At 45.3% G+C, this 13,099-nt stretch carries 15 protein-coding genes and 1 pseudogene; all 16 read left to right on the top strand.

The annotated features are described in order from the left end of the window. Nucleotides 1-12 precede the first annotated feature (12 nt). The 16 genes and pseudogenes from HPT30_RS20650 to HPT30_RS20575 all read left to right on the top strand — a co-directional run bounded on the left by HPT30_RS20650 (nucleotide 13) and on the right by HPT30_RS20575 (nucleotide 12,862). The gene (locus HPT30_RS20650; RefSeq protein ID WP_175373215.1) at nucleotides 13-960 is read left to right on the top strand and encodes a helix-turn-helix transcriptional regulator; all 948 of its coding nucleotides are present in this window, start codon (nucleotides 13-15) and stop codon (nucleotides 958-960) included. Nucleotides 961-1,074: 114 nt separating this feature from the next. Next, the gene (locus HPT30_RS20645; protein ID WP_175373214.1) at nucleotides 1,075-1,476 is read left to right on the top strand and encodes a VOC family protein; all 402 of its coding nucleotides are present in this window, start codon (nucleotides 1,075-1,077) and stop codon (nucleotides 1,474-1,476) included. 372 nt (nucleotides 1,477-1,848) lie between these two features. Further along, nucleotides 1,849-2,559 (top strand): annotated as a pseudogene (locus tag HPT30_RS20640) (HAD family hydrolase); the annotation flags it as partial. A gap of 257 nt (nucleotides 2,560-2,816) precedes the next feature. Then, a complete protein-coding gene (locus HPT30_RS20635) occupies nucleotides 2,817-3,383 on the top strand; it encodes a hypothetical protein (protein WP_175373212.1) in 567 nt (188 codons plus the stop codon). 83 nt (nucleotides 3,384-3,466) lie between these two features. Further along, nucleotides 3,467-4,033, top strand: coding sequence for an Imm44 family immunity protein (locus HPT30_RS20630; RefSeq protein WP_175373211.1), 567 nt, complete (start codon nucleotides 3,467-3,469; stop codon nucleotides 4,031-4,033). Between the two features lie 59 nt (nucleotides 4,034-4,092). Next, on the top strand, nucleotides 4,093-4,263 hold the full coding sequence (locus HPT30_RS20625) for a hypothetical protein (protein ID WP_175373210.1): 171 nt from the start codon (nucleotides 4,093-4,095) through the stop codon (nucleotides 4,261-4,263). An 86-nt stretch (nucleotides 4,264-4,349) separates the two neighbouring features. Then, on the top strand, nucleotides 4,350-4,700 hold the full coding sequence (locus HPT30_RS20620) for an SMI1/KNR4 family protein (RefSeq protein ID WP_376767052.1): 351 nt from the start codon (nucleotides 4,350-4,352) through the stop codon (nucleotides 4,698-4,700). A 67-nt stretch (nucleotides 4,701-4,767) separates the two neighbouring features. Next, nucleotides 4,768-5,382: a hypothetical protein gene (locus HPT30_RS20615; RefSeq protein WP_175373209.1), complete on the top strand. Its 615-nt coding sequence runs from the start codon at nucleotides 4,768-4,770 to the stop codon at nucleotides 5,380-5,382. Nucleotides 5,383-5,422: 40 nt separating this feature from the next. Next, nucleotides 5,423-6,448, top strand: coding sequence for a hypothetical protein (locus tag HPT30_RS20610; RefSeq protein ID WP_175373208.1), 1,026 nt, complete (start codon nucleotides 5,423-5,425; stop codon nucleotides 6,446-6,448). 16 nt (nucleotides 6,449-6,464) lie between these two features. Next, entirely contained in the window at nucleotides 6,465-7,673 is a 1,209-nt protein-coding gene (locus HPT30_RS20605; protein WP_175373207.1) for a hypothetical protein, read from the top strand. 168 nt (nucleotides 7,674-7,841) lie between these two features. Next, nucleotides 7,842-8,024 (top strand): hypothetical protein, encoded by a 183-nt coding sequence (locus HPT30_RS20600; RefSeq protein WP_175373206.1) that lies wholly within the window; start codon nucleotides 7,842-7,844, stop codon nucleotides 8,022-8,024. 64 nt (nucleotides 8,025-8,088) lie between these two features. Further along, nucleotides 8,089-8,826 (top strand): hypothetical protein, encoded by a 738-nt coding sequence (locus tag HPT30_RS20595; RefSeq protein ID WP_175373205.1) that lies wholly within the window; start codon nucleotides 8,089-8,091, stop codon nucleotides 8,824-8,826. A 24-nt stretch (nucleotides 8,827-8,850) separates the two neighbouring features. After that, nucleotides 8,851-9,930 carry an ankyrin repeat domain-containing protein gene (locus HPT30_RS20590; RefSeq protein ID WP_175373204.1) on the top strand — a complete coding sequence of 360 codons (1,080 nt, stop codon included), beginning with the start codon at nucleotides 8,851-8,853 and terminating at the stop codon, nucleotides 9,928-9,930. 790 nt (nucleotides 9,931-10,720) lie between these two features. Beyond that, complete coding sequence (locus tag HPT30_RS20585) at nucleotides 10,721-11,224, top strand: hypothetical protein (RefSeq protein ID WP_175373203.1); 504 nt, start codon at nucleotides 10,721-10,723, stop codon at nucleotides 11,222-11,224. A 28-nt stretch (nucleotides 11,225-11,252) separates the two neighbouring features. Next, entirely contained in the window at nucleotides 11,253-12,212 is a 960-nt protein-coding gene (locus tag HPT30_RS20580) for an AAA family ATPase (protein ID WP_175373202.1), read from the top strand. Nucleotides 12,213-12,226: 14 nt separating this feature from the next. Continuing rightward, nucleotides 12,227-12,862 carry an RNA ligase family protein gene (locus HPT30_RS20575; protein WP_175373201.1) on the top strand — a complete coding sequence of 212 codons (636 nt, stop codon included), beginning with the start codon at nucleotides 12,227-12,229 and terminating at the stop codon, nucleotides 12,860-12,862. Nucleotides 12,863-13,099: the final 237 nt, after the last annotated feature.

The following is a 13,099-nucleotide window of genomic DNA, read 5'->3' as shown; positions in this document are numbered from 1 at the left end:
GGGAGGCAGCCAATGAACAAAACAGACCGTTTATTAGCCATCGTTCTGGAGCTGCAAAGTAGAGAAGTGGTACGGGGCGAAGAGTTAGCGGACCTATTCGAGACCAGCTTGCGGACCATCTATCGTGATATTCAGGCACTTAGCGAAGCGGGCGTGCCGATTATTGGTGCCCCGGGCACAGGATATTCTTTGATGAAAGGCTATTTCCTGCCGCCGATCCATTTCACGGTAGAAGAAGCCGTGACCTTGCTTATAGGAACGGACTTTATCGAGCAACGATTTGATGATGAGTATCGTGTCAGGGCTCAAGCCGCTCGGAGGAAAATCGAGGCCATTCTATCGGAGAGCGTTCGCGATGAGACTTCTCGTGTGCGCAAGGCGCTGCGCTTGCTCACTCCCGGTAAACCGGACGTGCTGTCAAAAGAAAAGGAATATTTCGAAAAGATCCGCCTGGCGATATTAGAGGAACGAAAGATCAGATTTCATTATTCGAAAGGGATTGGTGATTCCAAGGGGAATTACCATAGTGATCGTACCGTCGCTCCCTATGGTCTAGTACTCGTTGAAGGATCTTGGATGCTCGTGGCCCGTTGTGATCTACGTCAAGATATTCGCCATTTCCGTTTGTCCCGAATGACCGAGCTAATCGATCTGGATGAACAATTCGAACTACCGGCGCATTTTAACTTAAGGGAGTACACCCCTCCGGATGATCGCCATTTGCGGGTTCGCCTTCGATTTAACCATGATATCGCAGATAAGGTGAAGGAATCGAACTATCATTACATAGAGGATATGGAAGAGCGTCAAGATGGTTTGCATGTAACCTTACGTGTTCGTCAACTGGATGAATTGCTGCAATGGGTGCTTGGCTGGGGAGCGGGTGTAATCGTATTGGAACCCGAATCATTCCGAAAAAGGATTACTGAGGAAGTTCAAAAGATGTTAAAACGCTACTGACATAACGTTGTCAGTAGCGTTGTTTTATAATCGGGTATGTAAACGTAACGTCGTTGGTTCTAGCCCACGATATTAAACTATTGTTTCATTTATTATTAGGAAGGATGATATTTTGTGAATTTCGCTTCTGTACGCATCATTACCGACGACGTGGATCGTCTCGTCGAGTTCTATGAGAAAGTCATAGGTGTTTCGGCGGAGCGCCCCGCGCCCGTTTTTGCCGAACTCACCCTGCCATCTTGTACCCTGGCAATCGGCCACTCCCAGACGGCGGGGCTATTCGGCGCTGGTTCCGTAGTAGCGGCCAACAATCGCACTGTCATCATCGAGTTCCGCGTCGACGATGTCGAAGCCGAATACGTGCGCTTAAAGCCAATTGTCGAAGAATGGGTACAGGAACCGACCACGATGCCGTGGGGAAACCGTTCAGTGTTTTTCCGCGATCCCGACGGCAACCTCGTTAACCTCTTCCAGCCAGTGACCGAGGAAGCGATCAAACGGTTTAGCAGTAGGTAGCATAAAACAAACGTATAGTTAAAAAATAACCTCTTATAGTCACATTGGAAATCATTCCATGTGATTATTTACTTTTCTGTAGGAAAAACGATAGAAGCCACTCATTAAGTGGGCAGGTTATAACAATATTCAACTTCTGTTCAATGAGAGACAGAGCTCATATCCGTAGAAAATGGTGTAGTGCATTTAGTAGACCCTGCGGATCCTCCTCCGGTATGAGGTGACCGCACGGTAGAGAGTATCCCGTATAATTAGTTGCATACTTTCCCCACGATTAAATTCCGACATATGCTATAGTAAGAGTGAGAATTCTTTGGAGAATGAAAAAGTAATTGTTATAGTGAAAATTTGAGGGAAGATCAGTCTTTTTTGAAAAAGGGAGAAGAACCAATGTCGCAATCATTTATCTTTGATATGGATGGAACACTATTTCAAACAGATAAGATTTTAGAATTATCTCTTGAGGATGCTTTTAACCGTTTACGGTCGCTAAATAGATGGGATACAGCAACGCCTATTGATAAGTACCGTGAAATTATGGGTGTACCTTTACCCAAAGTATGGGAAGCATTGCTGCCTGATCATTCTATTGAAGAAAGAGAGCAGACGGATGCTTATTTCCTGGAAAGATTAATTGAAAATATTAAGCGTGGGAAAGGCGCTTTATATCCTAATGTAAATGAAGTTTTCAGTTTTTTAAAAGAGAATCATTGTTCAATTTATATAGCGAGTAATGGTTTGACGGAATACTTAAAAGCCATTGTCAGTTATTTTAATTTGGATCATTGGGTGACTGAAGCATTTAGTATCCAACAAATTGAATCGCTGAATAAATCAGATTTAGTCCGGATTGTTATTGAAAAATATGGTATTACCAATGGGGCAGTAGTAGGCGACCGCCTATCGGATATAAATGCGGCTAAAGATAATGGTTTAGTTGCAATCGGGTGTAATTTTGATTTTGCACAAGAAAATGAACTTGCCCAGGCTGACTTCGTAATCGATGACTTAATTGAATTAAAGTCGATTTTGCTTAATTTGAATGGTTTATATCCTAGTCGTGATGGTGTCGCTAAACGCTGAGTGGAGTTTTGGATTGAAGCGGGATATAGACTCCAATTATAGTCAATATCAGCATATGTACTGTAGAAAACCACTCCATACGTCAGGAGTGGTTTCTTTTTTTATTTGTTTATGTGAAATTTTGTGGTAAAACTGTACTTTGTGTTTAAGTATATTATGGTGAACCGTATCCTAAATGATGACGAAAAATTCAGGTGAAAAGTATAGTATATATCAATGTGAATTCGTGTTAGTTAAAAACTGAAGGAGGTTATCTTGTGGGAAGATCATTTGCTAATTTACATATTAAGTCGAATAACCTTGAGAAGACGCTCGATGCACTAAGAGAGCTAAGCCACGGGTATACCGAAGTATTAGGTGGAAAAGAAGCTCAGGAGAGCAAAACTGTCATGTATGTTAGCAAAAGCAACGAGAACTGGGTCAGCGTTCTCCATGATTATTTTGTATGGGGTACGGTGAAGGAGGTTGGCAAAACGCTGTCCCAGCTTATCGGGGAGCCAATCATGACCGGCGGGTACATCAATGAGGAAATATTCGAGTTGTCGTTTTTTGCCGACGGAGTCATTCAAGCCGAGAGAATCTTTTGTGAACAGTGGACAAGAGATGAATACGAGGAGCTCAAAGAAGAACGTCTTAATGATGACTATATTAGAGAAGTGCTGGGTATCAGCAATGAGGCTCTAGCCGATCTCATCAGCATTACTAGCCCTGAACAAGCCGTTAATAAGCTGTCGGAGCTCATAGGATTAACTTTGTGGAGCGATTTTGAGTGGATACCGTATGAAGAAACGCTCAGAGAGCAATTTGAAAAATATGAACTTTGAACATACATTAGTGTATAGACATGGCTCCTTGCATTAGAAAGAGATGATACAGCGGTTTGAAATTTGTCCCAAAGGAGGCATGAATGAAGCTAGATTTCTTGTTAGATACATATGGAACATGCGTCGGTCAATTGAGAGATGAACTGTTGCCTTTGGAGGAATTAGCAGAGACATGGGAGTTTCCGTATGATATTCATTTTGTATTGCGTATTTTACCTGAAAGTTATGGCCGAAAAACATTTAGACGTTTTGATAGCAGGGATCACGCTCTATATTTAGACGTCAGCATCGTCTATGAGCAGTATCAACGGATGTCTAAAAATGAACAACGCGAAGCTTTAGGTATCTTTCTCTATGAGTATCTGCTGGAGTCTATTGCAAAATATAAAAAGCACGCAGATAAGGAAACACAAGATCAATTATCGATCCGGGTAAAAAATTGGATGTTAGAAAACAATTGGTTGGATGGAAAGATCAATAAAGCAAGGACGCTACTTGCGGAGAATATGGGGCTTTACGAGATCAGCCGACAATTGCAAATGCCATTAGAAGAAGTGGAGTATATCCTTCTCCGTATGCATGACTATGAGCCAACTGAAGCTCATCCGGACAACATCGCAGCTGAAAAAGCCCCGCCATATCAATTGTAGAAGGCATATGGATAGAGATCCTGAGTGACGAATCCGAAATTTAAAATGAAAAGTGGGCGATGATCATAAACCCGATGCAAGAAATAGAGAAGCTGGCAGCAGAGATCGCCGGCGCGGGCAGGGCGTCTTTTCGCACTGCGTTTGAACCGGGCGGAGTCTCCGGCTATGCAAGTATGGCTGGCGGAAGCGGCGGAATAAGGGCATTCGCAGTGAAGGAGATCAACTTATGAAAGATTCGTTAATGGAGAGATTAAAGATTTTTCTACATAGGGAAGATAATAGAACACTAGTAGGCATTCCGGCGACTCAAGAGTAAATTATCAAGGCCCAGCAGGTGCTGAAAGTAACCTTTCATGAGGATTACTTACAATTTATCAGCATGTTTGGGGGAGCATACGGAGGGCTTGCGATACATGCCTTCTCTAATGGCTCTAGTCTCGGAAATGAAACGGTTGTCGATTTGACGCTGGGATTCCGGGAGCAATTCAAGGCACCTCCTTTTGCAGAGGTTTTACGAACCAGCTATGTCATTTCTATGGATGGAGCGGGTGATCCGATTTTCATCAATCAGGCAGGTGAGGTTTTTATTGGTTATCACGATAACGGGGAGATTAAGTTGTTAGCGAATTCATTCGAGGAGCTAATCGAGGAAAATTTTTATGAATAGTGATCGCGTCAGGTCTTCATTTACGTGCAACAGGCATTTTTGACTCCCTAAAATGGTGGTGAAGTAAGTGAGTGGATTAAAGCACAGCGGATTCTATAAACTTAAATTTTTTATAACACCAGAGGAATTTAAGGATGTTTTAAAACTTTTCGAGCAGCAGCAAGCACAATTTAGTCATACTAATTATGCCCGGACAAAACATGACCACGCACAAGTGTATGAAGCTTATGAAAAGTTCTATCAATATTTCATAACGCAAGAAAAGCCCGATTACTACCCGTTCTTTGTATATTCTATTTCTTTTTCTGCTGGTAATGAAAGCTCTGGTTTATTTGCCAGAAATGAAAGTATCAGATTTCCATATCGCGAGCAGTGGGCAGAAGATGAACTGCCATATATCATGTTTTCCTTACCGAAAGGTTTTCAAATTGATTTGGAGGACGAAAAAGGGAAGTATTATATATACGAGGATATTCGGGAACATCAGCCATTAACGTATACGTTTTTTAACGCAGTAGCAAGCAATATTAAACAAATTACAACGCCGCTTCGTTTTTTGGCACATACGGCGGATGGTTTGCAAGAGCAAAAACCGCCGGTTCGCATAAGCAAAAATGCGGTAAATGACATGATGAACTCTTGGATTTTTAAGAAATATAAACTTGTTATGAATAATAGGTAAATCATAGACTTCTACTTCATGCCAAATAGGAGGTTTACGCATGCGTAAGCAATGGAAAAGAAGGATTCTGATCGATAATCCTGTTGCGCTAGACCCGGTGCAGATCAAGCAGGATTTGCACGATGATAACCAAGTGATTGTCCAGTTCTCCCACCCGGATTTTTATGGCTCTATCTTGGAGGAAGTCGATGAGCTTTGCGCGACTTTGGATGAGAATTTCGGAGTGCGTTTCTATGGGCATTATTCCCTCTCTTTTGATGCTGACACACTTCTACGGATTCCCCATGTCAAAATGCTGCATCTCAATAGTCTCACCCAGGCACATAATACCGATACGTTGGCTACGCTGGAACACTTGTACAGTTTGCACGTGGGCATATATGAGCTGGAGAATTCAGATATTTTGGGAATAGACTCTCTACGGTCGTTAAGAGAGTTAACGATTATTTCGGAGAAAAAGAACATTAATCTGCTATATTTAAAAGAGTTCTCTCATCTAGAACAATTACATGTTGGGGGTAAGGTGAAAAACCTGGATGCGGTAGGCCATCTGGAACACTTGAACTACCTCGCGCTGCATTCGATTAGCAAATCACCATTGCATTTTATTAATAAATTGAAGAAATTGAAGCACCTTCGTATTCTTCTTGGAGGCCGGGAACATATTCAGGAAATCGAAGAGAATGAGATCGACGACCTGGAGATCGTTAGAGTCCGTGGATTCCATGACCTGAGCAATATTACTAAATTTAAAGACCTAACGAGGCTCGTAATCGAGGATCAAATTCAACTGCAGGAAATCGGATTTGACCGGGAGATGAAAGCGCTGGAGGAGCTATCTATTTTGAATTGTAAAGGCTTGACTTCTTTGTTGGAAATGAAGCACTTGCCCACGCTCCGTAAGCTCCGTATTTTTAAAACAGCCATTGATTTTGATTCCTTTATCCATCAAGAGCTTCCAAGTGCTTTAACCGAATTTGAATTCGCGACCTCCAAAAGCAAAGTAGATCAAGAAATACAAGATTCCTTATTAAAGTTGGGTTTTCAAAAATGGAGCATAACTTGATAGGAGGATAACAGAAATGTCAAATGATAACCAGGCGCGTCCTTCTGCTGGCTCCGTTAGAGAAGTTGGCCGTTATCCTATCGACCTGACAGGTCCTCGCAGTCACACTCTTGTCATTCAGCCCGGTGTGGGCAGTCTGTCTATTGGACCACCGCAATTGGGGAAAAAGGCGGATCTTCACGTCGAACCAGACGAGGTCATCGATTGGACGGTATTCGATGCCTTTGCTACGCCTGCAGGCTCGCCCTGGCCGAGATTTCTGCACTATTCAGGCAGTGACACGGGCTTCTTGGATTGGGCACAGAAACGTCCCATTGAAGAGATGACGTGGTCTCCGGTTCTGTCTGCCGATACGGTAGTAGACGCCAGTCAGTCCATTTTGCATGGCTTACATATCGAGTTGGGAGAGTCCGCAGAGCGCCTGACCCTAAGGCTTCCGCAGAGACCTTTCCGACTGAACGTGTCCGGCGATCTATCTCGCTTCTTGGCCACTGGGGATATGCCGTCTTCTCTGGTACTCGCGCCGCATACCAGCCGACGCAAGAATGATCCTCCCTTCATACTGCCGGACCTCGGTGAATTGCACCAGGTGACGAGCCTGATGCTGCACAACGCGCCGCTGGGACAGTCCATCTCGCTGGGCTGTCTAGACCGGTTCCCACACCTTGAATCAGTGAGTTTGTGGGGGAACTTCTGCGACATGGACTCGTTGGCTCGTCATACCGGGTTAACGAATCTGGAGCTGCGCTTCATGCCTGATCTGGCGGACTTGCCCTCCTTGGATACGTGGCCGTTACTTGACAGATTTATCGCCTACAATGTGGAAGAGACTGTGGGCAAGCGCCTAAGACAGCAAATGAAAGCACGCGCTAAAACCCGTCCGTGGACTGGTCATGCTTCAGTGAGCCAATTGCGAAAACCTGAATGGTGGATGACCGAGTTCGGTCGCCCGTTCTCGTCCTGGCCTAAACGTCAGGCCAAGCTGGCTAATGAAGCTTACAACGTTGCCCAGGTATCCTTGGCCCAGGCCCGCAGCTTTGCCGATGCCGAGGCGGCCATTACGGCTTTCACCATGCGCTTCAATACCCTCAAAGGTATCGAAACTACCGAAAGAGAAGACCTTGGCGAAGCAGTATGGCAACTCAGCCAGTCCAATCATTTAATTGGCCAGCCTATAACTGAGGAGATGGCTCAAAGCTGGTTCGATGCAGCCCGCGATTACTGATGGATAAGTAAGATTCAATCTGTTGGGATGAAGCCCAATCTCTGGAAAGCTGGTTTTTGTTGGTGTCTATGTCGTAACAAAGAGGTGGATACACTGGAGGCTTACCAGGAGTTTAACAAGGCCCTGAGATACTTGGATGCAGGGAAAATGGAGCAGGGCGAGCATTGTTTGAAACAAGCAATAGAAGCAGCGAAGATCGCTAGCGACAACGCCGTTTTCATACAGGCCGTGGTCTGTTACGGCGATTTATTGTCGGAGACGGGGAGGCTCGAACCTGCCGCCGAATGGCTGAATCTGGCCCTCGAAGAAGCTGCTTCTATGAACTTGGATACGGATGTGATGGATTTTTAGCTTGGTCGTGCCCGAGTGATTTTGGCTCAATTGGAGGCGAAATAAGGAAACCGGAGGAGTATTCATGTACATAGTATCTCAGCAAAATCCGCTGTCTGAGGCCCAAAACCAAGTGCTCGCGAAGGAAGATGCCGCTATTTATCCTCAAGGCTACCTCCGCTTTTTACGGCGATTCGGCGAAGGGACTTACAGAGGATGGATGAATGTCCAATTGCCTGATCCGGAGGTGCTGCAACCTTTTGCCGAGTATGGGTTGTGGGAGTATGGCGAAGACAGCCCCATTCATGAACAACAGATCGGCGAGTGTATCGCTATAGGCACGACGGTGGACGGTGACTTTCTGGCAGTACATCCCGCGACGGCTGGGCTGCTCTGGCTGCCTCGGCATGCGGAGCACATAAAGGCCATTTCGCTGCAGGCACGGGAGCAGGAGGACGAAGGGACGTACGCCTTGGTACTGGACGACATATACCGTCAGATTTATGGAAGCAGCCTAGAGGAAGACGTCTATTATGAACCGTGGACAGGCACTCGGAGCCATCTCTTTTTGCGTTTGCCACCAGGGCAGAATCAGCTTTCGCTGCGTGAACTGGCCAGAGTGTGCCAAGCTGATTTTCCACCGGATTTGTCCATTGAGACCCTATATGCGCGCTTCCTGTTTTACCGAGAACTGGGCGGCTATATACGATTGAATTATGCTTACCAGCAAGAGGTGGCTGTCTTCTACGAACAGGATGCGCAAAAGGCGTTTGCTGTTATGAAGCAATGGCTCTTGTCTAAAGGGTGCGAAACGATTTCATAAGATTATTAAGTAGGAGTGGTGTGGATGATCGTCCTGAAAGATATCGGGAGATTCGAGGAATTGCCTGAAAGGGCGATGCATATTTACAAAGGAAATATTCCGGATTTACAGGCTGCCATCGCATCAGATTGGGATATAGAACAGGGTATCGTACTGAGCAAGCATATCACCGTTAGTCCGTTGGATCTGGCGCTTATATCGCAGCAAACGCAAGTTGTGAAGCTGCTGGTAGAGCATGGCGTCAATCTGAATGTCCATCATAATCCGGCCTTTTTGCGAGCTGTTCGCTATGGTAAGGAGGATATCGTTCGTTACGTTGTTGCGCAGGGAGCCAAGATGGACAAGCTCAATCACACAGGATCGGGTGCATATTCACAGGCCTACTATGGCAACAAAAAGAACATTCCGCTTATTCATGAGCTCGGATTAGATATCAAGCTGCATGGCGGCGCCGTATTGCGTCAAGCGGTATCGGACCATGACTATAAGACACTCACGTATTTACTGCATCAGGGAGTGGACATCAATTATAATAAACCGGATATGGTCTATCCTTATGAAGCAACTCCATTAACTGTGGCTGCGCGAATGGGGTCTATGAATATGGTAAAATTTCTGATTGAACACGGCGCAGACGTTACTTTGGCGGAAAAAGACGGCGAGCGGCCATATACAATTGCGGTCAGCAATAAGCATACTGACTTGGCTGACTATCTGAAATCGCTGGAACCGGCTGATTTTCATAGTGTGGCGAACAAGAAGCTTGAGCTTAAAAAATATAAATTAACATATGAACTGGTCAGCTTTCTTACAGGAGACAAGCTACGCCTTGAGCTGGCGCCAAATGAATATGAAATCGGGTATATCGACTTTTTTACATTGACCGATACGATCCAGATGAAAGTGGGAAGGCAAAAGCTGCTGCGTCTTTCAGCCGACATTGACAATTACTCTGGCTTGCAACTGCTTTGGAATCCAAAGAAAAAAGGTTTAATCGGCTGTTATGACATGGAGCACCAGGTCTACGCTGATTTATGCAGCTTTACAGAGTTCCTCGAGCATCCTGAATTGCACCTCATAAAGTTTCTTGAGGGGGAGTTGTAAAATGCCTACGGAAAATCGCATAAATATTTTAGCCCAGAGAACAGATTATATAAACCGCAATTAATCGTTTCCATCGGATGTTCATTGCTTCGCATCATATATTGGCTTACATGAAGCTTAGACTTGTAAAATTAGGCGGCTGTCCAGGGGAATGATCCCTTTCCAGACAAGCAATACCCTACTCCCTTTCAGACGAAGACAAACGGCGATGTGCCTTTCGTAAAAGCGTTTATCTGATGTTTCTTTATGGCTTCGTTCAATCGCTCAAGCGTCGAAGTGTAATTAAGGGCATTTTTGTACCTTAAATCCTCTGCAGCTATGGGCTAACGAAGATTAAGTGCAATATTGTACCTTAATTTTTCCAGAAAACCTCGACCAGCGTGATTTTTCAAAAAATAGGATACAATAATGCCCTTATTTCCCTCATTTGCCTATATTGAAGAAAAATAAGGTGCAAAAATGCTGTTAGTTTATGAGGTGGCCTCTCTTTTTCACTGTTAAGACGACTGGAGAAGGGGAAAATACTGCTTCTAGAGCTTGAAATCTTTCGACAGACTATGATCCGGTGAAAGCTTTCCTATGGAAAGCTTTCAAACGAGCGCTTCGGCCCCTACAGTTTAAAGCTTCCCCGTTTGTTTGGAATTTTCTGGAATATGTTATCCTGTATTAAGCCCTTAGGTCGATTGTGAGGACCAGTCTTTGTTCGTTATACTCTAAGTTAGGTGTTAAAGCTGCTGCTCATAGATCTGATGAAGTACACATTATCCGTATTGGAAGAGAAGGGATAGAGATGACTAATAGAGAGGTAGAGAATGGGTTGCCAACCAGTTGGGAAATAGGGGAACTCGCCGCGGATGGAGAGCGGATCATTTATCCTGGGTTGACTGAGGAAGAGTTACGCTCTACGATGATGTACAACCTTCATCTGGCTTCCAGCCGTTCCATCGGTAACGGATATGAGTGGTACAACTTCAAGGATGTGCCGCTCCTGCCGACACAGCTTTTCTTCGTTTCGATATGTTGTTATAACGGCAAAATTCATTCAGCGACGCTCTCTGTTCAGGGCAAAGAATACCCGAACTCTTGGGAGGAATGGACCACCCAGGGAGAATTGAAACGATATAGGAAGCATAACGCTATCTTGGCTCAAATGCTGTCCCGCAAACCGGATTATGAGCGGAAAGAGCCCTATCCTTATTTGGAGTACAGCTTCGACTGGGGCAGGCTATCTTCCTATCAGGACCCGCGATCCGGGTCGACGGCGATCTCTGTCACTTATGCTGTAGCGCAATAAAATAAATACTTGAAGGGAGGTGATAACTATGAGTACCATTCATATGCTGACGGGTATTCCCGGCAGTGGTAAGAGCACGTATGCCAAGCAGCTTTGCCGCAGTGAACGGGCTGTGCTAGTGGCTACAGATGACATCCGGGAGCGGTTATTCGGTAACGAATCCAAGCAGAAAAATAACTATCTGGTGTTTGATACGGCTTTTGCAGAAATGGAGCAGGTGCTGGCTGGCGGCCGAAATGTTGTTTTTGACGCTACAAATATTGACCGGGGACGCAGACTGAAGTTCCTGAAGCGATTCAGCGGGATTCCTGTAGAATGCCACGTCTGCGATGCTCCTTACGAACTGGCCCTTGCGCGGAACAAGCTGCGAAAGCGTAGGTTGAACGAGGTAATCCTAACTAAATACGCCAAAAATTTTGCATTTCCGGTACATGGTGAAGGCTTCTCTGCCGTGCATATCGTACATGCTGAAGCTGATCCCGGGATCGTGCGTGAGGAATTGGAGCAGCTGCTAGCAGCAGAGCCAGGACATGATGAGCTGTTTCGCTATCTGTCCGCATCACCTTATTTTTCGATTATGCTGGGATTTGATCAAGGGAACCCTTACCATTCCAAGACGTTGTCTGAGCATACCTATAGTGTGCTGGAATATATCAACGAATGTTATGAGGGAGAACATTTGCTGGTGATGCAGCTGGCGGCGCTGTTTCATGATACAGGCAAACCGCTCTGCAAGGTCTGGAAGCAGACCCGGGAGTATTATTCTTACTTCGGCCATGAACATGTCTCCGCGATCATTGCCTGCAATCTGCTGAAAGCGCTGGGCTATGATGACGATTTTGTCCTGCATGTCGTCTACTTGGTCAGCTTCCATATGGAGATTCTGCATGGCGGCGACGCAGGAGCTTCAAACATCTATCATCTGCTCGGCGGTGAGCTGCTGGCAGAGCTGTATTTTTTCGCTGAAGCTGACAGCTTTGGCAAGTAAAGAGGTGAAGAAACATGAAAGTGAAATATCCGAGGACGATGCATCTGCCTTGGTCGAGAGGGTACACGGACGACGATAAGATTCTGCGGAATACTGAGCATTTCAAGGGCCGGGAAGTCGTCATTACGGAGAAAATGGATGGAGAGAACACCACGATGTACAGTCACTTCATTCATGCCCGGTCGCTGGACAGCAAGGATCATCACTCCAGGCATTTCGTTAAGACGCTGCATGGCGGTATCAAGTACCTGATTCCCGAAGGCTATCGGTTATGTGGGGAAAATGTCTATGCCAAGCATTCGCTGTACTATTCGGCGCTGCCATCCTATTTTATGCTCTTTTCCGTGTGGGATCGCAGTAACCAATGTTTGTCTTGGGACGAAACTGAAGAATGGGCGGAGCGTCTGGGATTGGTAACCGTCCCGGTGCTGTATAGAGGGATTTGGAACGAGGAAGCAGTAAAGGCTTGTTACACCAAGCAATCGAATTGCGGGGGAGAGCAGGAAGGGTATGTTGTGCGGCTGGCTGACCCTTTTGCGTATGAGGATTTTAAATACAGTGTCGCCAAGTTTGTCCGTAAAAATCATGTCCAGACCGATGACCACTGGCTTAGTAAGCCGGTCGAGCCAAATTTGCTATCACCCAGATAGTCAGGTGTAACGGATTAGTTATAATTTTAATTCTAGAAAGAAGGGGTTGTTGATCATGTAATCAGTACCGTATAGTTCTCCGATGCTAACTCTACTTATTAATATCTCTATATACATATACTCCACTTCGTTTGACTTCCATTCCCGGCTGCAAAGAACGCCCCTTTACCAAGGACCGGTTTCTTTTTGTCTAATAATATGAAAAAGGAGCGTCCCGCCGTCATAATGACTCCTTTG

Origin of the sequence: Paenibacillus agri (genome assembly GCF_013359945.1) — a bacterium.
Taxonomy (GTDB): domain Bacteria; phylum Bacillota; class Bacilli; order Paenibacillales; family Paenibacillaceae; genus Paenibacillus_AQ; species Paenibacillus_AQ agri.
This window is presented reverse-complemented; position numbering and strand designations above follow the sequence as displayed.

Coding starts and splice junctions, on each gene's coding strand:
- HPT30_RS20650 (WP_175373215.1), top strand. CDS start 13: ATGAACAAAACAGACCGTTTATTAGCCATCGTTCTGGAGCTGCAAAGT.
- HPT30_RS20630 (WP_175373211.1), top strand. CDS start 3,467: ATGAAGCTAGATTTCTTGTTAGATACATATGGAACATGCGTCGGTCAA.
- HPT30_RS20625 (WP_175373210.1), top strand. CDS start 4,093: ATGATCATAAACCCGATGCAAGAAATAGAGAAGCTGGCAGCAGAGATC.
- HPT30_RS20610 (WP_175373208.1), top strand. CDS start 5,423: ATGCGTAAGCAATGGAAAAGAAGGATTCTGATCGATAATCCTGTTGCG.
- HPT30_RS20605 (WP_175373207.1), top strand. CDS start 6,465: ATGTCAAATGATAACCAGGCGCGTCCTTCTGCTGGCTCCGTTAGAGAA.
- HPT30_RS20595 (WP_175373205.1), top strand. CDS start 8,089: ATGTACATAGTATCTCAGCAAAATCCGCTGTCTGAGGCCCAAAACCAA.
- HPT30_RS20590 (WP_175373204.1), top strand. CDS start 8,851: ATGATCGTCCTGAAAGATATCGGGAGATTCGAGGAATTGCCTGAAAGG.
- HPT30_RS20585 (WP_175373203.1), top strand. CDS start 10,721: ATGACTAATAGAGAGGTAGAGAATGGGTTGCCAACCAGTTGGGAAATA.
- HPT30_RS20580 (WP_175373202.1), top strand. CDS start 11,253: ATGAGTACCATTCATATGCTGACGGGTATTCCCGGCAGTGGTAAGAGC.
- HPT30_RS20575 (WP_175373201.1), top strand. CDS start 12,227: ATGAAAGTGAAATATCCGAGGACGATGCATCTGCCTTGGTCGAGAGGG.